Source organism: Pseudoalteromonas sp. XMcav11-Q, from assembly GCF_040104525.1.
GTDB lineage: Bacteria > Pseudomonadota > Gammaproteobacteria > Enterobacterales > Alteromonadaceae > Pseudoalteromonas.
Map to the genome: position 1 here is coordinate 44,236 of NZ_JBECOX010000006.1, position 24,690 is coordinate 68,925.

Genomic DNA, 24,690 nt, shown 5'->3' on the forward strand with positions numbered 1-24,690 from the left:
CTGTTTCGCCAATAGATTAAGTGTAGACCAGATATACCATTCATTGTATTAGGGTTTGCTGAACTTGGTGCTCAGCAAACCCATTTGGCTTCAGATTATGAAGCCAAAAGTCATTGCTATTAGCTTAAAAACGATACTTCACGCCAACGGTTGCCGTCGTGCCAAGGCCTTTAATATTGTAGCCACCGTACGTATAGGCTTGTGCGCGAGCTGGGAAGTAGTCTGAATTAAATAAGTTCTCAATACCAACAAACGCTTGCCAGCTTTGGCCGAATTGATATTGACCACTAAAGTTAACCACGTTATAGCTGTCAATTGGACCTTGATCTCCAACATAGTTGCCTTTATCGTCTCGCTCGAAACGTTTACGGTCGCCGACATGTAACCAGCTTAATGTCATCGATAACGCATCAACTGGCTGCCAATTTAGGTTTGCCGTAAGCTTTGGTGGGCTAATTTGTCTAGAGCCAAGATAAGTATCGGCTTCGGTATCTTTACCCTCTACATAGCTATATGTCGCAATAAGTTTTAGCGTGTCGTTGATCTTGTAATCGACAAGTGCCTCATAACCCCAAATTTTTTGTGGTGCTCGAACAGGCTCATAAACTCCGGTTACTTCATTGAATTTATTCGTTGTGCCAAACTCAGATGTACTTCTATATGCCGCAAATTCAAATCGTAGCGTCTCAAATTGAGAATTAAAGCCGATTTCGTAGTTATCAACAATTGATGCTTCTGTTTGAATTTGACCAATGTCTTCTACCGTTGCACTGCGCAGCAGACGGCCAATATCAGAGATATCAGAGCCTTGCGAGTAACTGGCGAATGGGCTGAACTTTTCATTTGCGTTATATTTAATACCCACGTTGTAAGTTGTGGCGTCATAGTCAATGGTGTCACCTTTCACGTTAAGTGGCACAGAGCACTGATCCGCTGAGCGGCAAAGTTTTAGTGTTTGGTAATCAGCTACCGCAAGATCAATACTTTCTTGTCTCACTCCCGCTTTTAACACTAGGTCATCGGCAACAATCCACTTGGTCTGTAGGTAACCTGCGATGCTTTCCATGTCCATTTCCGGCACCCAAATACGACCATCAACAAGTGGCTGTGAGGTCACATCATTCAACGCATCAATACCATAAATGAAGGTAGCTTGGACATTGTCAAAATCAACCAAGGTATTAAATGTCGCACGCGCGCCCTTTTTTTCAGAGCGGATGATAGATTGACCGCCAGTGTATCCTTCATCAGGGTTTGCTAAGCTTGGAGAGAAGAAGAACACGTTCTCAATGTCTTGCATATACGCATCAAGCGTCATTTGTGTATTAGCAAAAACTTCTATATCGGTGTATTTCAAAGTAATGTTTTCATTACCTTCAGGACCTTGTGGCTTACCTTGTTTTTGCTGAGCTGGTGGCACGTGAATAGCGTAAGATTTTTCACCTAAATTGATGTTACCAAATACATCACCTAGGTCCGTTTTTTGCTGTGAACTGTAGAAGTTATAGCTAAATTGCAGTTGCTTGTCTTCGTCAAAGTCATAGCCCAGCTTAGTGAAGTAGTTTTCTGTCACGGTATCCGACAGACCATACTGTAAACCCAGAATATCACCTTCTGCATCACGCTGAACACCATTTTCTTCATAGCTTGCCGTGACTAAATAACTAAATTGGTCAACGCGACCATTAATCGCGCCCGCAATTCGAGCACCCGCACTCTCTGCAAGTTTTACTGCGCTAAAGCGGCTAGATAGGCTAATTTCACCTTCTGGTTTGCCATCGCTTTTAGCCTGCTTGGTGATGTAGTTAATGATCCCGCCTGAAGCACCATTACCATAAATTGAGGTTGCCCCTTTGATAACTTCTATACGAGCGATGGCACTTGGATCGAGTGTTTTTACACCCAAAGAACCATTTCGCAGTGGTGTAGACTGAGGTACACCGTCAATCATCACCAGAGGCGCACGTCCACGCAACGATTGCCCAGTATTACTTGAACTACCCGTATCCGGAGCAAGACCAGGAACAATTTGAGATAACAAACTTTGTAGTTCTGGATTTACTTTTAAATGATCTTCGATTTGCTTTTGATTAATAATCGTAATGGAGGCAGGCACTTCATCGATGCTTTCAAACACACGACTGCCCGAGACCACGATATGCTCCATATCTGCAGCTTGAAGATCTTTAACATTGGTATCGTCTGCAATGGCTGCTGCGCTAACAGCCAACGCTACCATACTGAGAGTAGTTTTTAACATGGTTATCCTTGCTGGATTTAGAATAATAATGATGTAAAAAGCGGCAATATAATATTGCCAAACCTCAGTAAAAACAAGATGAATGTGAATGGTTTGCATTACCTTTTAGTGCAAGACCACCTTACTTTACATCGATTTTTTCAATTATATACACATAACAGTAACTTAGAGTGAAGTTAATTACCGCTTCCTACGATGACGTTGCAGCCAAAAATACAGGCCGGATACCGTGAAAAAAGTCGGAACTAAGGCAAGCATTAACCAAACAAATTGCACGATGGGACCGGCAAAATCACCAATATGAAACTTGTACTTAAAGTTCCATATTTGCGTAGCGACTCCGGCTTTTGATGCATCATATTGCGCTACCACCTCACTATTATAAGGATTTACCCAAACCCAGCTGTAGGCATGACTTTCACCAGGGTTTTGAACTCTATAAGCGACGCTGTCGGACGCTTTGTCAGGCATGTAAATACGGAACAACTGACCGTCTGGGAAGATAGATTTTACGCGCTTTGTAGCGCTATTTAAATCGTAGGGTAAGCCGTGAAAATTAACCGCAATAGTGGGTGGTTTTGGCCTTACTTCGACCTCATCAAAGCTTAACCACTCAACCACAGCCTTAGTTTGCGGCTGCCAGTTAAACGCCATACCACTGAAGGCAATGAGCAGTATAGGTAAAAGCAAATATACCCCCAATACGGTGTGTAACTGATAAAGTAGGATCCTTAGCTTAGCTTTTGGTTTTATCACTAACCGTTTCAAGCAATTTTTAGGCTTTACCCAAAGATAAAAGCCCAACACTAACTCAATAATGAGTACAAGTGCACAAATAGATACCCAGTCTCTAAGCGGCTTTTTGTTGTCAGCATCTTCAAACAACAACCAACGGTGTAGCGCCATCGTAAAGCCATATATCGTAGAATAATACTCGTAGCGATGAAGGATCTCGCCACTGTAGGGGTTAACGCTAACATAATCACCGCTAGACAACTTCAGTTGCCACGCCAAATCCGGTTGCTGCTCAGGCATAAACAGTGAAACTTTTTCAGCGGTTGTAGATTCAATAAAGGTTACTATTTGCTCTACCCCAAGAGGCTCAGACTGTGGCTCAACTCGCCACAACTGAGGCTGAGTAAGATATTGAATATCTTTGGCATATATAAGCAGTGCCCCAGTTAAGCTTAAGCAAATAATAAATGCACCAGCCACTAGCGCCATTACTAGGTGAGCACGGCGTAACCACAATTTTATCAAGGGAATTCTCAAACTTCTTTCGATATTTAGCAATAGTAAGTGATAATAACTCTTACTTGCAACAGCACAAAATTTCCCCTTTTACCGCTGCAGATCTTCGCGTAGTTTATCTCCACTTCGACACCACCTTTAGTCCGCGGCAATCGACTAAAATAATTCCACTTTAGGTGCTGTGATTGCTGGCCAATTTCGGGTATGCTATCGAGCAATTTTCTATTAATTTTGCCAGATGTTTGGAAACCTAGATGCAAGAGCAATATAACCCGCAAGATATCGAAGCCAAAGTACAGTCGTACTGGGAAGAAAACAATACCTTCAAAGTTGTCGAAGACGAAAGTAAAGAGAAGTACTACTGTCTCTCAATGTTCCCATACCCAAGTGGTCGCCTCCACATGGGTCACGTACGTAACTACACCATTGGTGATGTGGTTTCTCGTTTCCAACGCCTACAAGGCAAAAACGTTATGCAACCTATGGGTTGGGATGCGTTTGGTCTTCCAGCTGAAAACGCGGCAATTAAAAATAATACCGCACCGGCGAAATGGACCTACGAAAATATCGACTACATGCGCAACCAGCTTAAGTTACTTGGTTTTGGTTACGACTGGGATCGTGAAATCGCAACGTGTCACCCTGAATATTATAAGTGGGAACAGTGGTTCTTCACTAAGCTTTACGAAAAAGGCTTAGTATACAAAAAGATGTCAACGGTAAACTGGGATCCTGTTGACCAAACGGTACTGGCAAATGAGCAGGTAATTGACGGCCGTGGTTGGCGCTCAGGTGCCATTGTCGAGCAAAAAGAAATTCCACAATGGTTCATTAAGATCACCGATTATGCACAAGAGTTACTGGATGACTTAGACAAGCTTGACCACTGGCCTGAGCAAGTTAAAACCATGCAGCGTAACTGGATTGGTCGCTCAGAAGGCGTTGAAATCGACTTTAAACGTGCCGACAACGACGAAAGCTTCACCGTATACACTACCCGCCCTGATACCTTTATGGGCGTGACTTATGTGGCAGTTGCGGCAGGTCATCCGATCGCTCAAGAAGCGGCGAAAAACAGCGAAGCAATCTCTCGCTTTGTTGAAGAGTGCAAGAACACCAAAGTTGCCGAAGCGGATATGGCAACGATGGAGAAAAAAGGCATCGCGACAGGCTTTACTGCTATCCACCCACTCACAGGACAAGAGGTGCCAATTTGGGTAGCTAACTTTGTACTGATGGATTACGGCTCAGGTGCCGTGATGGCAGTACCAGGTCACGACCAACGTGACTATGAGTTTGCAACCGCTTATGGCCTTGAGATCAAACAAGTTATTCAGCCTCTAGCCGGCGCAGAAGTAGAAGCCAATCTGGCTGAAGCAGCGTTTACCGAAAAAGGCACGCTTATCAACTCTGGCGAGTTCGATGGCCTAGACTTTGAAGGCGCCTTTAACGCCATCGCGACTAAATTAGAATCACTTGGCGTAGGTAAGCGCAAAGTAAACTTCCGTCTTCGCGATTGGGGTGTGAGCCGCCAGCGTTACTGGGGTTCGCCAATCCCAATGTTAAACAAAGAAGATGGTTCTGAGCTTGCGGCACCTGAAGACATGCTCCCTGTTCGTCTACCTGAAGACGTAGTCATGAATGGGGTAACTTCACCGATTAAAGCAGATCCTGAATGGGCAAAAGCAACAATAAACGGTGAAGCGGTATTCCACGAAACCGATACATTCGACACCTTTATGGAATCATCTTGGTACTATGCACGTTACTGTAGCCCACGCTACGATGAAGGTATGCTTGAACCAGGTGCTGCAAACTACTGGCTACCAGTAAACCAATATATTGGTGGTATTGAGCATGCTATCTTGCACTTGTTGTACTCACGCTTCTTCCACAAGTTGCTACGTGATTTCGGTTTAGTGAATTCTGATGAGCCATTTGAGCGTCTACTATGTCAAGGCATGGTACTTGCGGACACTTACTACCGCAAAGACGAGAAAGGCGGCGATATTTGGATCGCACCAACTGACGTATTAACTGAGACTGACGACAAAGGCCGCATCACTAAAGCGTGGCATAAAGAAGACGGCGAGCCGGTATTCTCTGCAGGCATGAGCAAAATGTCTAAGTCGAAGAACAATGGTATTGACCCGCAAACGGTTATCAAGCAATACGGCGCTGACACCGTTCGCTTATTCATGATGTTTACGGCTCCACCAGAACAAACGCTTGAATGGTCTGACTCAGGCGTTGAAGGTGCGCACCGTTTCCTTCGTCGTATTTGGAAATACGCGGTTGACGTAAAGCAAGCAGGTACTGCCGAGCTTGATTTAAGCAAACTAAATGCAGCGCAAAAGACGCTACGTCGCGACATCCACAAAGCCATTGCAAAGGTGACAGACGATATCGAACGTCGTCAAACGTTCAACACGGCAATTGCGGCGGTGATGGAGCTTTCAAATAAGCTTATCAAAGCGCCACTGAGCGATGAGCAGGACATTGCACTAGCCAACGAAGCACTAGAAGCCATGGTGATCATGCTTGCACCTATCACACCGCACATGTGTCACGAGCTATGGGCTGAGCTTGGCAAAGCTGGCGATATCCTTGATGCGGCATGGCCTGTTATCGACCAAAGCGCACTAGTTGAAGATGAAAAGCTTATCGTTGTACAAGTCAACGGCAAGCTGCGCTCTAAAATCACCGTGGCGGCAGATGCAACGCAAGAACAAGTTGAAGCGATTGCATTTAGCGAAGAAAACGTCACTAAGTTTACTGACGGCAAGACCATCCGTAAGGTGATCTATGTTCCTGGTAAGCTACTTAATGTGGTTGCAAACTAAGATGCGTAGCCTATTTTGGCACACCAGCAAGCTAGCAGTTTTGCTAGCTTGCTTCTTCGTGGCGAGCTGCGGTTTTCACCTCAAGCAAGCCTCTTACCTTCCTGACGATCTAAAAGAAATCACCTTAAGCGGTGACGACAAGCGTTCAGCCTTGTTTGAACAGCTACAGTCCGATCTTCAGCGCGCTCAGGTATCCCTTACACCAAAAAATACCAAACAAGCTGCTGAGTTGTACTTGTACAATGACTCACTTGAACGTCAAACACTCAGTTTGTTCAAAAATGGTCAGGTTGCTCAGTATGAACTGGCGTATCGCGTGTCGTACCGATTGAGTCGTCCGGGCCAAGAACCCGTTAAACAAATGTTCGAGCTGTATCGTAACTATCAGGACGACCCAGACAACGCGCTAGCAAAGGCAAAAGAGCTTGAGCTGATCCTAACCGAGATGCGCCGTCTTGCAAGCCAACGTATTATTCGAGAGTTGTCGCAACTGTAATGCGTTGTTATGCCAATCAACTCTCCAATTACCTAAGTAAAGGGCTTGCCCCTTTTTATCTGGTCTTTGGTGAAGAACCCTTTCAGCAAGGCGAATGTGTACTTGCCATACGAACCGCAGCCAAGCAACAAGGCTTTGACGAAGTCATTAAATTTGCTCTACTTCCGGGATTTGACTGGCAAGAGCTCAGTGCACAGTACAACAGTATGTCTTTGTTCAGTGCACGTACGCTCATCGAGTTCGACTTTAACGAGCAAAAAGTTCCTACCCAAGGTGTTGCGGTTTTAAAGTCTTTGGCCGAACAGGTCAATCCAGATGTCGTTGTTATTTTTAAAGGGCTGGGCGCGGGTCAAGACATTCAACGAACCGCTTGGTTCAAAGCATTAGAGCCTAAAGGCCTGTTCGTCCCTTGCTATGCGTTAACGGGCCGTCATCTTGAGCGCTGGTTTGATGATGAATGTAAGCGGCTGAAGCTGTCTGTGTCACCACAAGGCAAGCGCGCCCTCCTCGTCGCCACAGAAGGCAACTTGCTTGCAACGCATCAGGAGCTCGAAAAGCTCTCCTTACTATTTGGTAAAAACCCGGTTGATGAACAGCAATTGCTGAGCGGCTTATTAAATCAATCTAAGTTCGATATTTTTGATTTAAATACCGGATTGCTAAGTGGCAACCCTAAACAAATCATCAAAGTATTGAATAAGCTCGCCAGCGATAATGTAGAGCCCGCGAGTATTCTCTGGACCTTGCAAAACCAAGCACGCACCCTACTGGGTGTTAAAACCTTGTGGCAAACCGGCACTACGCTTGCGGATGCCTATAAAAAGCATAATGTCTGGAAAAATCAGCAAACCATTACGCAACAAGCGTTAGACAGATTAACGCTAGAGCAGATGAAACAGTTGCTCTGTATGATGGCAGACTTTGATACCGCATATAAAGAAGCAAGGCTCACTGCGCCATATCAAGCTCTAGCACACATCGCGCTGGCCTTTGCCACCCCCATCGCAATGCCGTTACCAATTAGCCAGAGTGAGCATGTATGATTGCTTTGTTTGGTGGTACTTTCGATCCTCCGCATTTAGGCCATTTAAATATGGCGATGCGCTGCGTCGACGAGCTAAGTCTGGCTGAGTTAAAGTTTTTACCTTGTGCCATACCGGTTCATAAACAAAAGCCCAGCATCAGTGACGAGCATCGCCTAGCGATGCTTGCAAATTTGCTAGCAGGGCAACAAAAGCTGGTTATTGATAGACGTGAGCTTGACCGACAAGGACCTTCTTACAGCCTGCTAACACTGCAAGAGCTGCGTAACGAATATCAGGATCAGCCAGTTTTATTTTTAATGGGTATGGACTCATTTAATAGCCTGCACACTTGGTATCAATGGCAAGAAATCACAAAGCTGTGTCATCTGGTGGTGTATCAACGCCCAAAAGAACATTGCTCACCAGATGCTAAAGTCTCGGCTTATTTAGCCAAAGCACGCACAGATAACTTAAATAAGCTCCAAACCACCAAGGCTGGACATTGCTATTTCCTTCACGGTGAGCAAAAAGACATTGCATCGAGTACAATAAGAGCTGCAATTGCACAGCGAGATAAAGAATATTTGGAACATTGGCTGCCCGCTTCTGTCATAGATTATATAAATAGCCATGGCTTGTATGCTGATTAACCCCATAAAGCATGTTAAAATTGCCGATTATTTGAAATACAGAGACAAAAACTTGGATTCACAACAGTTATTAGATTTCGCGCTAGACAAAGTAGATGATATGAAAGCGCGTGATATTGTAAAGCTCGACGTTCGCGAAACTTCTTCAATCACCGATTACTTAGTGATCTGTACAGGCACCTCAAAACGCCATGTACAATCAATTGCAGATCATGTCGCAAAAGAAGCACGTCATGCTGGAGAAACACCGATTGGCCAAGAAGGTCAAGACATCGGAGAGTGGGTATTGGTTGATTTGGGTGACGTTGTTGTACACGTGATGCAAGACCAAACCCGCGACTTTTATGACTTAGAAAAGCTGTGGGGCTGATGTGAAGATCCAACTCATTGCAGTAGGTACCAAAATGCCGAAGTGGGTTGAAACTGGCTTCACTGAATATCAAAGACGCTTTCCCAAAGATATGCCACTGGAGTTAATTGAAATTAGCGCTGGCAAACGGGGGAAAAACGCAGATATTAAACGCATTTTGCAACAAGAAGGTGAAAAAACCTTAGCCGCTATTCCAAAAGGCAATCGGATCGTAACCTTAGAAGTGACTGGCAAGCCATGGGATACACACCAACTTGCGAGCAATATGGAAAAGTGGCAGCTGGACGGTCGCGATGTTAGCTTACTGATTGGCGGCCCTGAAGGGCTTGCACCAGAATGTATTGCTGCGGCTGAACAAAAATGGTCATTATCAAACTTAACCCTACCCCACCCTTTGGTGCGTATAGTGGTTGCCGAGAGCTTGTATCGTGGCTGGAGTTTAAATAACAATCACCCTTACCACAGAGAATAATAATGATAAAAAAACGGCCGACGATTAGGGATCATTCTGCCGAGGCTAACCTCTTTGCGAGACGGGCCTTTGTCGGCTTTGTTTTTGTCGTTATTATTGTTGGGATCTTGTTTCACAATGTCTACAAACTTCAGGTGACTGAGCACGAGACCTATCGTACCCGCTCCAACGATAACCGTATAAAAGTCATACCGGTCGCCCCTAATCGTGGTCTGATTTACGACCGCAATGGTGTCTTGCTCGCCGAAAACCGCCCTGTTTACAACCTTGAAGTGATCCCAGAAGATGTTGAAGATCTCGAAGCTTCATTAGCTGCGGTACGTCAACTCATCAAGATTTCTGAGCAAGAAGTAGAAGATTTCAAAAAGGAAATCAAGCATAACCGCCGCTTCAAAAGTCAAGTACTAAAGGGCCGCTTGAATGAAGAAGAAGTCGCAATTTTGTCGGTTAACCAACACCGTTTGCCAGGCTTTAGCGTTGAAGCTCGATTGTCCCGTTATTATCCTTATGGCGATACCCTCACACACGCTCTAGGCTATGTCGCAAAGCTCAATAAAGAGGAACTCTTTGACTTAGAGCTAGAAGGCAAGGACACGAACTATCGTGCCACCCATGATATCGGTAAGCTCGGCGTTGAGAAGTTTTATGAAGAACAGCTGCACGGCATTGTGGGCTCTCGCCGCGTCGAGGTGAATAATCGCGGCCGTATCATTCGCACATTAAGCATGGAAACGCCACAACCAGGTAAAGACTTGGTGCTAACGCTTGATATCGGCTTGCAACAAATCGTCCAGCATGTGCTAAAAGACACCCGAGGCGCGATCATCGTTATGGATCCACGCGACGGAGGAATTTTAGCGCTCTATTCTAACCCAAGTTACGACCCGAATCTGTTCGTTCACGGGATCAGCGGCAAAGATTACCGAGCCTTGCTCAACCCAGACAGACCGCTTATCAACCGTGCAACTCAAGGCCGTTATGCACCTGCTTCCACGGTGAAACCCCATCTCGCTGTGCTTGCGCTGGAAGAAGGTGTTGTCACCGAAACAACCAAAATTTGGGATCCTGGCTTTTTTCAAATTCCCAATGTAAAACATAAATGGCGTGACTGGCGTCCTTGGGGTCATGAGCATGTTGATGTGTATAAGGCTATTGAGCAGTCTTGTGATACCTATTTTTACGAAACCGCATATAAACTCGGCATAACTAAAATTAGCGACTTTATGAACCAGTTTGGCTTTGGTGAGCTTTCGGGTATCGATATTCATGAAGAAACCTCCGCCATTTTGCCATCCGTTGAATGGAAAAGAGAACGTTTTAAAGAGTCGTGGTATCCAGGAGATACGATTTCTGTTGGGATAGGACAAGGCTACTGGACTGCTACTCCAATGCAAATAGCGAACTCGCTGAGCATTTTGGTCAATAAAGGCATACACCGCCAGCCGCACTTAGTACAAATATCTAAGCAAGACACTGAAGTAGAACAATTATTTACGGAAGAAAAACCACCCGTTGTGTTGAAAAATCCTTATCACTGGGATATCGCATTAAAAGCCATGCACAACACAGTAAAAATAGGTACCGCGAAAAGCGCATTTAAGGGCGTGACCTATGACCACGCAGGTAAAACAGGCACCGCACAAGTTGTCAGCATTGCTCAGGGCGAAAGGTACGATGCCAAAAAGCTAAAAGAAAAACACAGAGACAATGGTATCTACGTAGGTTTTGCACCTTTTGATGACCCTCAAATTGTTATCACTGTGGTTGTCGAAAACCAAGGTGGTGGTAGTGCTATCGCAGCGCCAATGGCAAGACAAGTGATGGATTATTACTTTTCAGCCTACCCGCTTGAGAAGGAGCAACAGCAATGAGCCCGCTGAATAAGCCGCGTTCGCTATTTGAAAAAGTCCATATCGACCTACCATTATTTGCAGCCTTGCTCACTATGATGATTGGTAGCCTTGCGATTGTTTATAGTGCTAGTGGACAAGATATGGGCATGATGATGCGCCACGGCACACGCATGTTTGGTGCATTAGTTGCCATGCTATTTATGGCGCAGTTTTCCCCTAATACACTTAAGCGTGTGGCAATTCCCGTTTACCTTTTAGGGCTTGGTATGCTCGTCGCCGTGCTGTTTTTTGGAGTCAGTAGTAAAGGGGCTCAGCGCTGGCTCGACTTAGGTGTTACCCGCTTTCAACCTTCTGAAATAATGAAGCTAGCAGTGCCTATGACGGTCGCTTGGTTTATTGGCCGCTCTCACTTACCTCCTAGTATTTTGAATTTAACAATCGGCTTTGTGATTGTGTTAGTGCCAACTATCCTGATCAAAGAGCAACCTGACTTGGGTACTTCTATCTTAATCGCCAGCTCTGGTATTTTTGCACTTTTTTTAGCTGGGTTAAGTTGGCGTTTAATCGGCTCTGGTTTATTACTTGCGGTCCCCGGTGGCTATGCGTTTTGGCATTACGGAATGCATGCCTATCAAAAGCAACGTGTTCTGACCTTTTTAGATCCAGAAAGCGACCCGCTGGGCTCTGGTTACCATATTATCCAATCGAAAATTGCGATAGGCTCCGGTGGCGTGGAGGGCAAAGGTTGGCTACATGGAACACAATCTCAATTAGAGTTTTTACCCGAACGCCATACCGACTTTATCTTCTCGGTGTTGAGCGAAGAATTTGGCTTGTTGGGTGTCACCATTTTACTCAGCTTGTATCTTTTTATAATTGGTCGCGGATTGTATATCGCGGTGCAAGCACAAGACGCTTTCAGTAAACTGCTTGCAGGAGCACTGACGTTGACCTTCTTCGTCTATGTCTTTGTAAATATCGGAATGGTTTCTGGTCTCTTGCCAGTAGTCGGTGTACCTCTGCCCCTAATTAGCTATGGTGGCACATCGATGGTGACCTTAATGGCCGGTTTTGGCATTATTATGGCAATCGCAACAGATAAGAGGATGTTGTTAAAATAATGACAGTTCGTATTACCCTAATTTCAAAACTGGTTTTAGTATTTGCCCTGTTAAGCGTGCTCAGCGCTTGTGGAAGCCGCTATCATATTCGCCATGATAAAGCGCCACTGCGCGAACCTACCGAACTGGAAATGCAAGATGCCATTGTCACCAATGAGAAAAAGAGCGTGAGTGCCAATCGCCCCTACACTGTTCTTGGTAAACGTTACACACCAATCTCAGACGAACATGGGTATCAACAACAAGGCATTGCCTCGTGGTATGGCCGTAAATTCCATGGCTACCACACCTCCAATGGTGAAATTTTTAATATGTTCGATATGACAGCGGCACATAAAACGCTGCCACTCCCTAGCTTTGCTAAAGTAACAAACTTAGACAACGGACGCTCTGCTATCGTTAGAATTAACGACCGAGGTCCATTCCACGACGATAGATTAATCGACCTGTCTTACGCTGCCGCCTACAAGCTAGGCTATCACCTTCAGGGTACAGCGCGCGTTAAGGTCGAAGCCATTACTCTATCGCGCGAGTCTCCAAGGCTAACCTATGTACAAGTTGCTGCTGGCAGTAAACTTGAGAACATACAGTTATTAGCAGGTCAGTTAAAACAAGAATTGGGGTTAGGTACACCCATCACGTTTGAAAACAACCTGTACAAGCTTAGAGTCGGCCCAATTACCGACGACAATCAAGCACAATCTTTACTAAAAACCTTACAACAAGGTCAATTTAGTCGTGCTTTCTTGCTTTACAGTGAGCAGGAACTTTAGAATAACCGCAATGAATGCCGATAAACAAAAAAGCGAGCATAATGACTTCTATCAAACCAAAAATCGTTAAAAAAGTCCTTGGACTGGTGTGCACTTTCTCTATTATGAGTGCCAGTGCACAAATTATTCCTTCACCGCCGCAAATCAATGCGAAAGGCTATTTCCTTGTAGATTTCACAACAGGAAAGGTGATTGCAGAGGGTGAAGCCGATACTAAGCTAGCGCCTGCAAGTTTAACCAAAATGATGACCAGTTATGTTATTGGTACTGAAATCGCGGCAGGTAACATTAGTCCATCTGATCAGGTCACCATTAGTGAAAAAGCATGGGCTAAGAATTTTCCCGGTTCGTCGGTGATGTTTATCGAAGTCGGTAAGCAGGTCAGTGTCGATGACTTAAACCACGGGATCATTATTCAATCTGGCAATGATGCTTGTGTTGCAATGGCCGAGCACATTGCTGGTAGCGAAAGTGCGTTTGCCGATCTGATGAATGCACATGCTGAAAAGCTAGGCATGACGAATAGTCACTTTATCAATAGCCATGGCCTAGACACCGATGAGCATTACACCACTCCAAGAGACATGGCGACTCTAGGTGCCGCACTTATTCGTGATGTACCTGACGAATACGCTTTATACAAGAAAAAGTCTTTTTCATACAATGGTATAAAGCAATATAACCGTAACTCACTACTTTGGGATGCAAGCCTTGAAGTGGACGGCATTAAAACCGGCCACACCTCAGATGCCGGCTACAGCCTTGTTACTTCAGCGGTTAAAGATGATATGCGTCTTGTTGCAGTCGTCATGGGTACTGAGAGTGAGCGAGCACGTAAAGTTGAAAGCAAAAAGTTGCTTAACTACGGCTTCCGTTTCTTTGAAACCATTACTCCTTACCAAGCCGGTGACGCTTTTGCCGATCAGCGCGTATGGATGGGTAACAAAGAAACCGTATCGCTTGGCATTATGGAAGACACGCCAATCACTATTCCACGTGGTCAAAGCAAGAACTTAAAGGCTAACTTTGAGTTAGATAAAACACTCGAAGCGCCGCTAGCAAAAGGTACTAAAGTTGGTACTTTGTTCTTACAGCTTGAAGGTGAAGACGTAGCACAATACCCGCTGGTTACGCTTGAAGAGATCCAAGAAGGTGGATTCTTTAGCAAGATCTACGACTACCTACGTTTACAGATCTCGCAGTAATTCCTTATCTGATAGGCCAGCCGAGACAAACTGGTTGGCTTATCTTTCCTATAAAGCTTATTTATTTCCCTTCACTTTCCTGACATTCATACTTTCTAATCTAGCCCCCTTTTCAACATACCACACGGCTGAAAACTCACTTTAAGTTTACAATTTAAAAACAATTTGTAATAATCAATTTCGGGTACAAACTCGAATTATAAATAAAAGGATATTTAAGTGATGATGGCGACAATCGCGGTAATAATGATGAAGTGTAGAAACTCCTTGTGACTGTGGAAATAATGACAGCGGTCCCAGTAGCTCTTCGGAGATTTTTGTTCAGCAGAGTATCCTGACTTGTACCGGTGATGACTGTTATGAATGAGAAGAAGTAGAGAGATGTTAATCTAAGAGGTGATACACAAAAGGCTTTCCTATGAACTACATAGATCATATATACCTAAAACCAGGCTTACCAGTAGCCAAGTTGACTATTGCAGTATTACTGCTTTTCTCTGCTATTTTATACAAGTCAAGCCTACTTTTATATATTGGTTTTTATATGGCGCTAATTGTACCTACTTGGGATTTATTATCCGTAGTGGCAAAAGAACAAGGAGCTTGTGCAAAAGTTACGCTCATAGCTTACTGTAAACAGCACTGGATACAGTTGCTACTTATGCTAGCGTTTGCTTGTATAAGTATTGCCGGGCTGCACCTTGAATACCTACTACTTACACTTTTTAATATTGCATTCGCTATGTTATTAGCAGCCCATGTTATAAGAATTGTGTATAAAATAAGAAAAATGTCCGCTATTGACGCGATAAAGGAGAGGTTAAAAACCAAGTCGAGGTTTATTCTTTCTGTTAACCTGGTACTCATTGTTGTGATGTGCACCACACCTTTTCTATCTATACCCGTAGAAGCGTTGGCTGCTAATTATATGGTTATTTTTAGCTGCTACATGCAGTACTTAAACCATATCATTAGTGAGGATATTTTTGAAACTGATTAAACTAGTTTAGAGTTCTCGCACTAGCCTATTTAGATAAACAGCGCAAATATCGAATGTAATCATCTTTTCTTTATAAGGTTTTTACCTCTGACAAGCATTAAATTAATTTATATAAAACAAAACAATAGAATCAAATGGAAAAATAAAAGGATAAATTAATGACTTTCATTGAACAAATAAAGTCCACTCCATTTTATATCTACATTAGCATGATGGCTTATCTTACCTTCCTTGCGTTAAGCTACCATTTAAAGATGCCAGAACTTTCATATATTGGATTTTATTTAATACTCTATTCCATGCTCTATGAGTTAAGTTCTTTAATAAAAAATAGCGATGCTAGCTTAGAATCAAGTCACAACTTTGGACACTTGAGATATTTATTTGCTTTCGTAGTAATATTTTTTGGTCTTATTGCTTTTCCACTTCGCCCTGTGTTCGTTACAGTAATCAATTTTATGGTGATTGCCGCTATCATCTATCAATTAATACTCGTTTTAAATACTAAGTTCTTACAATCTAAAGAAAATATTATTAATAGTTTTAAACGAAAAAAAACAGGAATTTTACTGCTACTATTCGTAATGACGGTATTGCAATTTTTCTTTGATGATCTAACCTTTGCTAACAATAGTCATTTTTTTCTTCTCATTCTCACCTCAGAAGTTTTCGATGATTGTAAGGGTTTAATCTCTAACACTCACTAAGCTCTATACGGCTTAGCAAAAACGTCCTGCGTATGGACGTTTTTTTTTGTCTTAAAAATGATAGAATGCGGCCAATAAATGACGACCTTGGAAACTCAAGGCTTGAAAGAGTCCCTAAGTGACCAAATAAAGGCGTCAGCAAGTAGTTCGTTGTGAGGATACCGTCGTGGTAAAACCAGTTAAAAATACTAAGTTTGATGAATACTTAGAATTTCCTTGCCCATTTACATTCAAAATTATGGGCCTAGCAAATGTCAATTTGACGGATCAGATCCTAGCCAAACTGCAGGTTATTGCACCTGGTGATTATGCACCAAAGGTTAAACCAAGCAGTAAAGGCACCTATGAAGCCGTATCTCTAGTCGTTACAGTAACCAGCAAAGAGCATATCGAGCAGATTTATACCGAGATCGGTGGCATCGAAGACGTCCGCTACATCCTGTAGTTGGTAAGGACCCTAGTTATGGAATCTCGTAAGTTAATTGTGCGCCAACTTGGCCTTTGTCGTTACGAACCAATTTGGCACAAAATGCAATCTTTTACCGACGAGCGTGATGACACCACAGCGGATGAAATCTGGCTGGTGGAACATGAGCCTGTTTTTACGCAAGGTCAAGCAGGTAAAGAAGAGCATGTTTTGGCGCCAGGTGACATTCCCGTCGTAAAAGTGGATCGCGGCGGTCAAGTTACCTATCACGGTCCTGGGCAACAAATGCTTTATGTGCTGCTCAACTTACGACGATTGAAAATAGGGGTACGTGAGCTCGTCACTTGGCTAGAAGAAAGCATTATCGACTCCCTAAAAGAATATGGGATAGAGGCTTATGCTAAAGCCGATGCACCAGGTGTATACGTCAACGATAGCAAGATAGCATCTCTTGGACTTAGAGTCCGTCGTGGCTGCTCATTTCATGGGCTCGCACTCAACGTCAATATGGATCTTGGTCCATTTTTACGAATAAACCCTTGTGGTTACGCGGGCATGAATATGGTGCAAAGTAGCGAAATTAATGGACCTCAAACCGTCGCTGATGCGGGGGCCGGTCTGGTAAAACACATGCTAAAACGCATTAATGCTGAGCATGTCGAATACACTGAAGGGTTTGAAAACGTATGAGTAAACCAGTCAAAATGGAGCCTGGGGTAAAGCTCCGCGATGCTGAAAAAATGGCATTGATCCCAGTAAAAGTCATGCCAACAGAACGCGAAGAAATGCTGAGAAAGCCTGAGTGGTTAAAGATCCGTTTGCCAAAATCAAGTGAACGTATCGATGGCATTAAACAAGCAATGCGTAAGCACGGCTTACACTCTGTTTGTGAAGAGGCGTCATGCCCTAACCTTTCTGAGTGCTTTAATCACGGTACAGCAACCTTTATGATTTTAGGTGCAATTTGTACTCGCCGCTGTCCATTCTGCGATGTGGCTCATGGTCGTCCACTAAAACCTGACGCCCAAGAGCCTGAAAAGCTAGCGCTCACTATCAAAGACATGAAGTTAAGCTACGTTGTTATTACCTCTGTTGACCGTGATGATTTACGCGACGGTGGTGCACAACATTTTGCTGACTGTATTCGTGAGATCCGTAAGCATAACCCAGGTATTACAATCGAAATTCTTGTGCCTGATTTCCGCGGCCGTATGGACAGAGCACTTGAAATTTTGAGTGAAACACCACCGGATGTATTCAACCACAACCTTGAAACTGCACCGAGACTTTACAAGCTAGCGCGTCCAGGTGCCGACTATAAGTGGTCACTCGAATTGCTACGCCGTTTTAAAGAAGCGCATCCAGAGGTAAGAACTAAGTCTGGCTTAATGGTTGGACTGGGCGAAGAAATCTCTGAAATTGAAGAAGTCTTAAGAGACTTGCGCGAGCATAACGTAGATATGCTTACGGTAGGCCAGTACCTACAACCTTCAAAGCACCACTTACCGGTAAAGCGCTACGTGCCACCGGCAGAGTTTGATGGGCTAAAAGAGTATGCCGACGAAATAGGCTTTAGCCACGCAGCTTGCGGACCATTTGTACGCTCTAGCTACCATGCAGATCAGCAAGCCGCCGGTAAAGAAGTAAAATAACTGCTGCTCCTGAACTTAAGTTCAAGTAAAACGTATATTGCTCCTAGCCGTAAGTAGGAGCAATATCCATGCAATTTCCACTCTCCCCCTACGCATTTTTGTAAATTCAATGTAAAATAGCCAAAGTTCAGTTACTTAACCTGAGAGAACTGCTCCCTAATTTTCGGACATAACTTTAATATGGAATACGGACCAATCAGCTTTTACGCTATTTTTATTGCCGTTGTGGTGCTTGGAGGCAGCTTAGGTGGGCTCTTACAAGCGATGCGTTCAACGTCGTCATATAAGTTTCGCAAACCTAAGTTTAAGAGTGCGAATAGCGCCGCCCCAGAGTATTGGGACTTAGGTGGATTCGGTGTCATTCTAGCCGGTGTGATCTCAGCATTTATGGCAATCGGTGTGCTCACCATGGCGGGCGCTGCAGACTTCAGCCCAGTCAGTAAGTATGCATTTAAATCATATCAAAATGGTGAGCACGACTCCCACCATCAAAACAATGACGAGATACTCATTCCCGTGGCAATGTTTTCATCTGCGCATAACGATAATGCCGTTGAGATCAACCGCATTATCAAAGTGGTCGTAGAGCACAATCTGAAACGGGAAAATGACTCAATTACCGGTTCTGATAAAGCATTTTGGACTTGGATTAAGATCTTTTCATTCTCTATTTTAAGCGGTTTTGGCGGTGTAGGACTCGTTTCTAGCGCCTACAAACGCTACGTTGGCGAAGATGAATTCAATGACATCCAACAAAAGGTTAAAGAAGAGTATGAAATAGCACGTAAGAATACCGTAGAGATCGCACTCCAACGTGCTAGGGAATTGATTGCAAACTCACAATACGATGAAGCAATTAAGGTTTGTGATGACATTCTTACCAACATTCACCCAAACCATGCAAGAGCAATTGGCATAAAAGCCAGAGCACTCAGCCGAGATGGTAAGCTCGCAGAAGCCATCAAGTTGCTAGAAAGCGCACTTTCCATTTCAGATATGAGTGAGTCCGTCAGAGCTCGTATGCATTGGAATATAGCCTGTTATCAGACTCGTATAGATTTTAGCGAAGGCTTACCTGAGGAGCTAGATTGTATGGTCCGGACGCTGGGTGAGATCCGCAGCCATTTGGAACGTGCAATTGCGCTTGATGAGCATCTAAGGTTGAAGCTACCTGACGGTGAAAGTGACCTTATTGTGCTAAAGTCGCTCAGTGCGAGAGGTCAAGATTGGTTTGACAATTTAGTACGAGCACAATAGACTCTTAGGTAAGTTAGCTTGATACGGTGCATTTTCATGAGAGATGAAGACTTTATATAAAAGTTAAGGGTACAAGCACAAATTCACTGGATGGAAATACTGGTGATTAGAATAAGCCGCATATTGATATGCGGCTTTTTTGTTTTTGACACATGAATTTTATACGCAAATTGGTATTAGCAGCAAAACGGTTTCAATTCCGTGCTATTCGTTATATCTTGCCTCACCAGATAATAATAATCAGGGGCAAAACGTGCTTAAGAATAAAACTTTGGGCAGCATGCTAATTGTAGCAGGTACTACAATTGGCGCAGGTATGCTCGCCCTCCCGATTGCATCCGCAGGACTCGGCTTTTCTACCGCTATCGCGTTATTAACAATCACATGGTTGCTAATGACCTATACCGCTTTACTTATGCTGGAAATACATCAGTACGCGGATCAAGACGCTACGCTAAATACACTGGCGAAAAACTTACTTGGTAAATCGGGCCAATATGTCGCTAACTTTTCTATGGTATTTTTATTCTATGCGCTGTGTGCAGCTTATATCGCGGGAGGTGGTGCACAACTTCAAAGCAAACTGATTAGTGTATTGGGTGACGGGATCACTCCCCAACTCGGTTCAGTACTACTTGCTGTTATCATTGCAACCATAGTGACATTAGGCACAAGTACCGTCGATAAGCTTAACCAATTACTATTTACCATTAAAGTTATCGTGCTCGCGAGTTTATTTTTTATCCTGACTCCCTATGTTCATGGCCAACATCTTATCGATATGCCTGTGGAGCAAGGGCTTGTAATTGCGGCAATTCCTGTAATTTTCACTTCATTTGGGTTTCATGGTTCAATCCCCTCAATCGTCAAGTACGTTGGTGTAGATATTCGTCAATTACGTAAAGTGATGATGTTTGGTGCCTCCCTCCCCCTTATCATTTATGTGTTTTGGCAATTACTAAGCCAAGGTGTTATGGGGCAAGAGAGCTTAATGGCAAGTGAGGGACTGCCGGGTTTTGTAACCAGTATTTCTTCTATCGCACACAACGACAACGTACAATTATTTGTAACTGTGTTTGCAGATCTTGCTCTCGCGACTTCATTCTTAGGCGTGAGTCTCGGCTTATTCGACTTTTTTGCAGATGCCTTTAAGAAGCAAGATACTAAGAAAGACCGCATCAAGACGGCATTCATTACCTTCTTACCACCGCTTGGCTTTGCCCTCTTTTATCCAAAGGGCTTTATTATGGCACTGGGATATGCAGCGATTGCGCTCGTGGTGTTAGCGGTATTTCTACCAGTTGCTATGGTATGGAAACAGAGAAAAACCAGAGGTAATGATGGATATCAGGTTAAAGGAGGTACGCTTGGACTAGGACTTGCCGCTGTTTTCGGTGTGATGATCATCACCTCTCAGCTAATGCAAATGGCTGGCCTTATTCCTAGTTTGGGGTGAGTATTTTTCAATAGCTGGCCGAACACTATCGGCTAGCTCCTGCTTTTTCCATATCATCGCTAATGTAATGAAGCTTCCAAAACATAATTATTGGAGCAAAAGCCAAACACAAAGTCACCACATTGGTGATGGGTATGATAGTTGCGTATAAATAAGTCGAATAACTCAAATCCATTAAATGGTAATCAGTTAATCTAAACAGTTGTAAAATAGGCGCGGGTAAAACAACGAGCTGGGCTAATATACTCTGCCACATATACATTTTATCTTTTACAGCCCAATACGCAACAATCCCCATAAATAGGATGTCATTCAAGGCCCAGTATACGTAACGGATGACTTGGTGCTCATCAATAGAGCGAACAAAGTCGCTCGAGAACGTACCCACAATATAAAAAATCGCAACAAGTAGTGAATATCTAAGCGCCTTTTTATCTTTTAACACAAAGCAAAGAAAAACAGAAAGCAAAGCAATCCACACACTGTTATGTGCAAAAAATATACGAATAGGTTCCCAAGCTTCTAACATAGCTAAACGCTACTCTGGCTTCTTTTCTACAGAACCATCATCGGCGTCACCACCATCGCCGTTACCACCTGGCAATCTATAATTTTGGGGCTTTTTTATTGAAATCATTCTATTTCTCCTTTAAGTAGAACCAAACGGAACAATAGCGAATTCCCTGTAATTTGGCAACAAACTGTAACTAATTTTTCCTAACTTCAATAGGGTCTGATTCTTTCGCTTTACCCTGTAAAATCGAGATTTCGACACGCCGGTTTCGGCGCCTATCTGCATCGCTGTCATTAGGTACTAAAGGTCTAGTGTCTGCATGACCAACTACAACCATTCTGTTCTTATCAAAGCCACGGACACGCTCCATTACAGTCGCAACGGCTACCGCTCTAGTTGCCGATAAATCCCAGTTATTCGAATAAAGTTCGTTAGTCACTCTAAAGTCATCAGTGTGACCCGACACTGTAATTTCACCAGGTACATCTTTGAGCAGCTCTGCAATTTCGGCAATCACAGGTTCAAATTTAGGTTGTAGAAACGCACTTCCCGCAGGAAAAGAACCATTTTCTTGGATGCGAATAATAATTTGCTGCCCTAATGACTCGAGTTCAATTGCACCATCCATAATTTGCTTTTCTAGCTGCTGTGCAATCTTTTTAACGAGCTCGTTTACTTGCTCTTGGTCCGCAGAAGCAACTGCTTGGGTTGACGCCATTTCCTGTGCAGTACTGGCAGACTCACCACCACGCTTATTGCCTCGTTGCTCCTGTCTGCCACCCGCCGAAGCCTCGTCACCAGCTTGGAACTCTAGCATTTGCTGCGTCATTTCTACGGTTTGCTGTTGAATCGTTTCAATCGGTGTTGGTTCTGGCTTTCCTGGAGTAAATTCCATCGCAATCACGCTGGTACCTTTAGGAATATCTTTTACTTCAATTTTATTTTGCACACCAAAAGCAAACTTCATCGATCCTGCAATTTGCTTAAACTTCAGTACATCCATTTCGGAGAATGCCAATAGCAGTACGAAGAAGCACATTAACAACGACATGAGATCAGCAAACGTTCCCATCCAGGCAGGAAGACCTGGGGGGGGACATTTACATTCTTTCTCATCTGACATGATTATTCCTCAGCCTCAGCGCCACGTTTAGATTCTGGCAGATAGTTTTTCAAGATACCTTCAATGACTTTTGGATTTTGGCCATCTTGAATGCCTAAGATTGCATCTAAGATAAGGCGCTGGTTTCGCTCTTCTTCATCTTTACGAAGTTCAAGCTTAACCTGAATTGGGATCGCAACCACGTTAGCCAAAAACGCACCGTATAAAGTTGTCAAAAGTGCAACAGCCATAGCAGGTCCAATTGCTTTTGGATCGTCCATGTTAGATAACATCGCTACTAGGCCGATGAGCGTTCCAATCATCCCCATAGCAGGAGCGATATCGGCGAGGGACTTAAATAAGCCAGCGCCTAACTCGTGTCTTGAGGACGTTAGGGCAATATCTTTTTGCAATGTGGCACGCACAACATCAGCATCATGCCCATCGACTAACATATCGACACCTTTACGCATAAACTGGTTGGGGATTTCGGCTTCTTCTAACGCTAAAAAACCACCTTTGCGAGCTGAATCAGCAAGCTCAACGGCTTTTTCAATCAGCTCTTCCGGAGTTTCAATCTTGAACATGAAGGCCTTCCCGGCCACTTTTCCAATTCCGAAAAACTGTCCAAGCGTAAAGTTAGACAATACGATAAAAATTGAACCACCAAATACGATAACGACGGAAGGCGTGTTATAGAACATAGCGATCTGGCCATCACTACTTAGTACCATGGACATTACAATTAAACCTATGGCACCCAGGATCCCTATTACCGTTGCTAAATCCACATGTCCTCCGGGGGAAGTTATTTGTGATAAATCACGCAGTTATTGTTGTTTGAGTTATCGGCAAGTTTTTCTACAACTTAACACTATTATATTAAAAAGTGTTTAAAATGCGAGTTTATAGCAGATCTTGTAATGCTGATACTCGGTCAGATCAAAAAGTCACTGGTTTTTTTGACCTTGGCGCACAATCACCCTAAAATTGCCACACTTTTACTTTACGGGTCAGCGTGACATATGGCAGTAAAAAAACCAGACAACTTGAGCTTTGAAGAAGCCATGCAAGAACTGGAGCAAATCGTTGCAGACATGGAAAACGGTAGCTTACCTTTAGATCAAGCACTTAAACAGTTTGAACGCGGGATAAAACTCGCAAAAGCTTCAAATCAGAAACTTCAGCAAGCTGAACAACAAGTCGCTATTTTAATGGGCGAGGATGAACAAGCACAATTACAGCCATTTGATAACGAAGCCTAATGTCGAAAAAATTACAAGAAAAGCTCCAGTTTGCTAAAACTCGTGTAGAAAACACCATTTTACACTATTTTGATAGTGTGCTTGAAACTGAAGAGAATATAAAAGCGGCTACACGCTATAGTATAGAAAACGGCGGCAAGCGCTTGCGACCGTTTTTAGTGTATTGTACTGGTGAATTATTTGGTGCTGCTCCAGAAGATTTAGACAAAGCTGCAGCCGCAATAGAGTGTGTGCATAGCTACTCTTTGGTGCACGACGATTTACCTGCTATGGATGATGATGATCTCAGACGCGGCCGTCCAACTTGCCACATCCAATTCGATGAGGCGACCGCGATTTTAGCTGGTGACGCTCTGCAAACGCTGGCATTTGAACTGCTAAGTGAACATTCATTCGCGGTAAGCCACCATGCCCAAATAAAAATGATTTCAGTGCTAGCCAAGGCATCGGGTCTACAAGGTATGATAGGCGGTCAAGCACTCGATATAGCAGCAACCAATCGTTTAATTACGATAGATGAGCTCGAACGTATTCATAAGCTAAAAACAGGTGCACTACTAAGCTGTGCAGTAGAACTTGGGATCTTATGTAGCGATCCGGAACGTGTTTCAGAGCAAGCACGTGATGCGATACGTACTTATGGACGTGCAATTGGCCTTGCATTTCAAGTCAGAGATGACATTCTTGATGTAGAAGGTGACACATTTGTGCTTGGTAAACCTCAAGGCTCTGATTTAGAACATAATAAATCTACCTATCCAGCATTATTGGGGTTAGAACAAGCAAAAGAAAAAGCTGAACATTTGATAGATGAAGCTTTAGAAGCGCTTACACGTATCAACGGTAATACAGAAATACTTGCAGATTTAGCAAAATACATCATAGATCGAGAATATTAAGCTGACGTATAAAATAGCTACGCCAAGCTAAGAAAATATTCACAAGAACTTTGTAAACGCTGGCTAACATAATATTATGACAAGTTAGTGAA

Annotated in this window: 24 protein-coding genes; 19 read left to right on the top strand and 5 right to left on the bottom strand. The window is 43.6% G+C overall.

Going from position 1 to position 24,690, the window contains the following annotated elements; translation table 11 throughout:
- Positions 1-124 precede the first annotated feature (124 nt).
- Together ABMY45_RS11380 and ABMY45_RS11385 are read right to left on the bottom strand one after the other, a co-directional pair.
- Positions 125-2,260, bottom strand: a complete 2,136-nt coding sequence (locus ABMY45_RS11380; protein WP_029215847.1) for a TonB-dependent receptor — start codon at positions 2,258-2,260, stop codon at positions 125-127.
- Positions 2,261-2,440: 180 nt separating this feature from the next.
- Entirely contained in the window at positions 2,441-3,517 is a 1,077-nt protein-coding gene (locus ABMY45_RS11385) for a PepSY-associated TM helix domain-containing protein (protein WP_206472302.1), read from the bottom strand.
- A 248-nt stretch (positions 3,518-3,765) separates the two neighbouring features.
- Here ABMY45_RS11385 and leuS point away from each other — a divergent pair, with 248 nt between their 5' ends.
- The 17 genes from leuS to ABMY45_RS11470 all read left to right on the top strand — a co-directional run bounded on the left by leuS (position 3,766) and on the right by ABMY45_RS11470 (position 20,818).
- Positions 3,766-6,354 (top strand): leucine--tRNA ligase, encoded by a 2,589-nt coding sequence (leuS, locus tag ABMY45_RS11390; protein WP_206472266.1) that lies wholly within the window; start codon positions 3,766-3,768, stop codon positions 6,352-6,354.
- Entirely contained in the window at positions 6,338-6,850 is a 513-nt protein-coding gene (lptE, locus tag ABMY45_RS11395) for an LPS assembly lipoprotein LptE (RefSeq protein ID WP_010606155.1), read from the top strand. Before leuS ends, lptE begins: the two co-directional genes overlap by 17 nt.
- Entirely contained in the window at positions 6,850-7,893 is a 1,044-nt protein-coding gene (gene holA / locus ABMY45_RS11400; protein WP_130163569.1) for a DNA polymerase III subunit delta, read from the top strand. Before lptE ends, holA begins: the two co-directional genes overlap by 1 nt.
- Positions 7,890-8,525 carry a nicotinate-nucleotide adenylyltransferase gene (gene nadD / locus ABMY45_RS11405; protein WP_211866775.1) on the top strand — a complete coding sequence of 212 codons (636 nt, stop codon included), beginning with the start codon at positions 7,890-7,892 and terminating at the stop codon, positions 8,523-8,525. Before holA ends, nadD begins: the two co-directional genes overlap by 4 nt.
- Positions 8,526-8,577: 52 nt before the next feature.
- The gene (rsfS, locus tag ABMY45_RS11410; protein ID WP_088532235.1) at positions 8,578-8,895 is read left to right on the top strand and encodes a ribosome silencing factor; all 318 of its coding nucleotides are present in this window, start codon (positions 8,578-8,580) and stop codon (positions 8,893-8,895) included.
- Position 8,896: 1 nt separating this feature from the next.
- Entirely contained in the window at positions 8,897-9,367 is a 471-nt protein-coding gene (gene rlmH, locus ABMY45_RS11415; RefSeq protein ID WP_010372039.1) for a 23S rRNA (pseudouridine(1915)-N(3))-methyltransferase RlmH, read from the top strand.
- A gap of 2 nt (positions 9,368-9,369) precedes the next feature.
- Entirely contained in the window at positions 9,370-11,238 is a 1,869-nt protein-coding gene (gene mrdA, locus ABMY45_RS11420; RefSeq protein ID WP_206472260.1) for a penicillin-binding protein 2, read from the top strand.
- Positions 11,235-12,341 (top strand): rod shape-determining protein RodA, encoded by a 1,107-nt coding sequence (rodA, locus tag ABMY45_RS11425; RefSeq protein ID WP_010606151.1) that lies wholly within the window; start codon positions 11,235-11,237, stop codon positions 12,339-12,341. The genes mrdA and rodA overlap by 4 nt, the downstream gene beginning before the upstream one ends.
- Positions 12,341-13,114: a septal ring lytic transglycosylase RlpA family protein gene (locus ABMY45_RS11430; protein ID WP_010606150.1), complete on the top strand. Its 774-nt coding sequence runs from the start codon at positions 12,341-12,343 to the stop codon at positions 13,112-13,114. Before rodA ends, ABMY45_RS11430 begins: the two co-directional genes overlap by 1 nt.
- A 41-nt stretch (positions 13,115-13,155) precedes the next feature.
- Positions 13,156-14,319, top strand: a complete 1,164-nt coding sequence (locus ABMY45_RS11435; protein WP_102057334.1) for a serine hydrolase — start codon at positions 13,156-13,158, stop codon at positions 14,317-14,319.
- Between the two features lie 418 nt (positions 14,320-14,737).
- Positions 14,738-15,319, top strand: a complete 582-nt coding sequence (locus ABMY45_RS11440) for a hypothetical protein (RefSeq protein ID WP_211866777.1) — start codon at positions 14,738-14,740, stop codon at positions 15,317-15,319.
- Between the two features lie 158 nt (positions 15,320-15,477).
- The gene (locus tag ABMY45_RS11445; protein ID WP_211866779.1) at positions 15,478-16,026 is read left to right on the top strand and encodes a hypothetical protein; all 549 of its coding nucleotides are present in this window, start codon (positions 15,478-15,480) and stop codon (positions 16,024-16,026) included.
- Positions 16,027-16,192: 166 nt separating this feature from the next.
- Positions 16,193-16,471 (top strand): DUF493 family protein YbeD, encoded by a 279-nt coding sequence (ybeD, locus tag ABMY45_RS11450; RefSeq protein WP_010606146.1) that lies wholly within the window; start codon positions 16,193-16,195, stop codon positions 16,469-16,471.
- An 18-nt stretch (positions 16,472-16,489) separates the two neighbouring features.
- Positions 16,490-17,143 (top strand): lipoyl(octanoyl) transferase LipB, encoded by a 654-nt coding sequence (lipB, locus tag ABMY45_RS11455; RefSeq protein ID WP_174169868.1) that lies wholly within the window; start codon positions 16,490-16,492, stop codon positions 17,141-17,143.
- Positions 17,140-18,105, top strand: coding sequence for a lipoyl synthase (gene lipA, locus ABMY45_RS11460; RefSeq protein ID WP_010606145.1), 966 nt, complete (start codon positions 17,140-17,142; stop codon positions 18,103-18,105). The genes lipB and lipA overlap by 4 nt, the downstream gene beginning before the upstream one ends.
- A gap of 180 nt (positions 18,106-18,285) precedes the next feature.
- Complete coding sequence (locus ABMY45_RS11465; RefSeq protein WP_174169867.1) at positions 18,286-19,362, top strand: tetratricopeptide repeat protein; 1,077 nt, start codon at positions 18,286-18,288, stop codon at positions 19,360-19,362.
- A gap of 253 nt (positions 19,363-19,615) precedes the next feature.
- Positions 19,616-20,818, top strand: coding sequence for an aromatic amino acid transport family protein (locus ABMY45_RS11470; protein WP_211866783.1), 1,203 nt, complete (start codon positions 19,616-19,618; stop codon positions 20,816-20,818).
- A 25-nt stretch (positions 20,819-20,843) separates the two neighbouring features.
- On the opposite strand, the gene ABMY45_RS11475 is transcribed toward ABMY45_RS11470, so the two are convergent.
- From ABMY45_RS11475 to pomA, 3 genes are all read right to left on the bottom strand, one after another.
- Positions 20,844-21,347: a hypothetical protein gene (locus ABMY45_RS11475; RefSeq protein WP_147389350.1), complete on the bottom strand. Its 504-nt coding sequence runs from the start codon at positions 21,345-21,347 to the stop codon at positions 20,844-20,846.
- A gap of 178 nt (positions 21,348-21,525) precedes the next feature.
- On the bottom strand, positions 21,526-22,455 hold the full coding sequence (locus ABMY45_RS11480; RefSeq protein ID WP_174169865.1) for a flagellar motor protein MotB: 930 nt from the start codon (positions 22,453-22,455) through the stop codon (positions 21,526-21,528).
- 2 nt (positions 22,456-22,457) lie between these two features.
- Positions 22,458-23,225 carry a flagellar motor protein PomA gene (gene pomA, locus ABMY45_RS11485; protein ID WP_010606140.1) on the bottom strand — a complete coding sequence of 256 codons (768 nt, stop codon included), beginning with the start codon at positions 23,223-23,225 and terminating at the stop codon, positions 22,458-22,460.
- A gap of 234 nt (positions 23,226-23,459) precedes the next feature.
- Here pomA and xseB point away from each other — a divergent pair, with 234 nt between their 5' ends.
- Together xseB and ispA are read left to right on the top strand one after the other, a co-directional pair.
- On the top strand, positions 23,460-23,699 hold the full coding sequence (xseB, locus tag ABMY45_RS11490) for an exodeoxyribonuclease VII small subunit (protein ID WP_010606139.1): 240 nt from the start codon (positions 23,460-23,462) through the stop codon (positions 23,697-23,699).
- Positions 23,699-24,598 (top strand): (2E,6E)-farnesyl diphosphate synthase, encoded by a 900-nt coding sequence (gene ispA / locus ABMY45_RS11495; protein WP_174169864.1) that lies wholly within the window; start codon positions 23,699-23,701, stop codon positions 24,596-24,598. The genes xseB and ispA overlap by 1 nt, the downstream gene beginning before the upstream one ends.
- Positions 24,599-24,690: the final 92 nt, after the last annotated feature.

Excerpts from the sequence above, each read along its gene's own strand:
- lipB (WP_174169868.1), top strand. The coding sequence starts at position 16,490 with ATGGAATCTCGTAAGTTAATTGTGCGCCAACTTGGCCTTTGTCGTTAC.
- ABMY45_RS11475 (WP_147389350.1), bottom strand. The coding sequence starts at position 21,347 with ATGTTAGAAGCTTGGGAACCTATTCGTATATTTTTTGCACATAACAGT.
- ABMY45_RS11380 (WP_029215847.1), bottom strand. The coding sequence starts at position 2,260 with ATGTTAAAAACTACTCTCAGTATGGTAGCGTTGGCTGTTAGCGCAGCA.
- rodA (WP_010606151.1), top strand. The coding sequence starts at position 11,235 with ATGAGCCCGCTGAATAAGCCGCGTTCGCTATTTGAAAAAGTCCATATC.
- ABMY45_RS11465 (WP_174169867.1), top strand. The coding sequence starts at position 18,286 with ATGGAATACGGACCAATCAGCTTTTACGCTATTTTTATTGCCGTTGTG.
- ABMY45_RS11430 (WP_010606150.1), top strand. The coding sequence starts at position 12,341 with ATGACAGTTCGTATTACCCTAATTTCAAAACTGGTTTTAGTATTTGCC.
- ABMY45_RS11480 (WP_174169865.1), bottom strand. The coding sequence starts at position 22,455 with ATGTCAGATGAGAAAGAATGTAAATGTCCCCCCCCAGGTCTTCCTGCC.
- ABMY45_RS11445 (WP_211866779.1), top strand. The coding sequence starts at position 15,478 with ATGACTTTCATTGAACAAATAAAGTCCACTCCATTTTATATCTACATT.
- ABMY45_RS11440 (WP_211866777.1), top strand. The coding sequence starts at position 14,738 with ATGAACTACATAGATCATATATACCTAAAACCAGGCTTACCAGTAGCC.
- mrdA (WP_206472260.1), top strand. The coding sequence starts at position 9,370 with ATGATAAAAAAACGGCCGACGATTAGGGATCATTCTGCCGAGGCTAAC.
- lptE (WP_010606155.1), top strand. The coding sequence starts at position 6,338 with ATGTGGTTGCAAACTAAGATGCGTAGCCTATTTTGGCACACCAGCAAG.
- ABMY45_RS11435 (WP_102057334.1), top strand. The coding sequence starts at position 13,156 with ATGACTTCTATCAAACCAAAAATCGTTAAAAAAGTCCTTGGACTGGTG.
- ispA (WP_174169864.1), top strand. The coding sequence starts at position 23,699 with ATGTCGAAAAAATTACAAGAAAAGCTCCAGTTTGCTAAAACTCGTGTA.
- nadD (WP_211866775.1), top strand. The coding sequence starts at position 7,890 with ATGATTGCTTTGTTTGGTGGTACTTTCGATCCTCCGCATTTAGGCCAT.
- xseB (WP_010606139.1), top strand. The coding sequence starts at position 23,460 with ATGGCAGTAAAAAAACCAGACAACTTGAGCTTTGAAGAAGCCATGCAA.
- leuS (WP_206472266.1), top strand. The coding sequence starts at position 3,766 with ATGCAAGAGCAATATAACCCGCAAGATATCGAAGCCAAAGTACAGTCG.
- lipA (WP_010606145.1), top strand. The coding sequence starts at position 17,140 with ATGAGTAAACCAGTCAAAATGGAGCCTGGGGTAAAGCTCCGCGATGCT.
- holA (WP_130163569.1), top strand. The coding sequence starts at position 6,850 with ATGCGTTGTTATGCCAATCAACTCTCCAATTACCTAAGTAAAGGGCTT.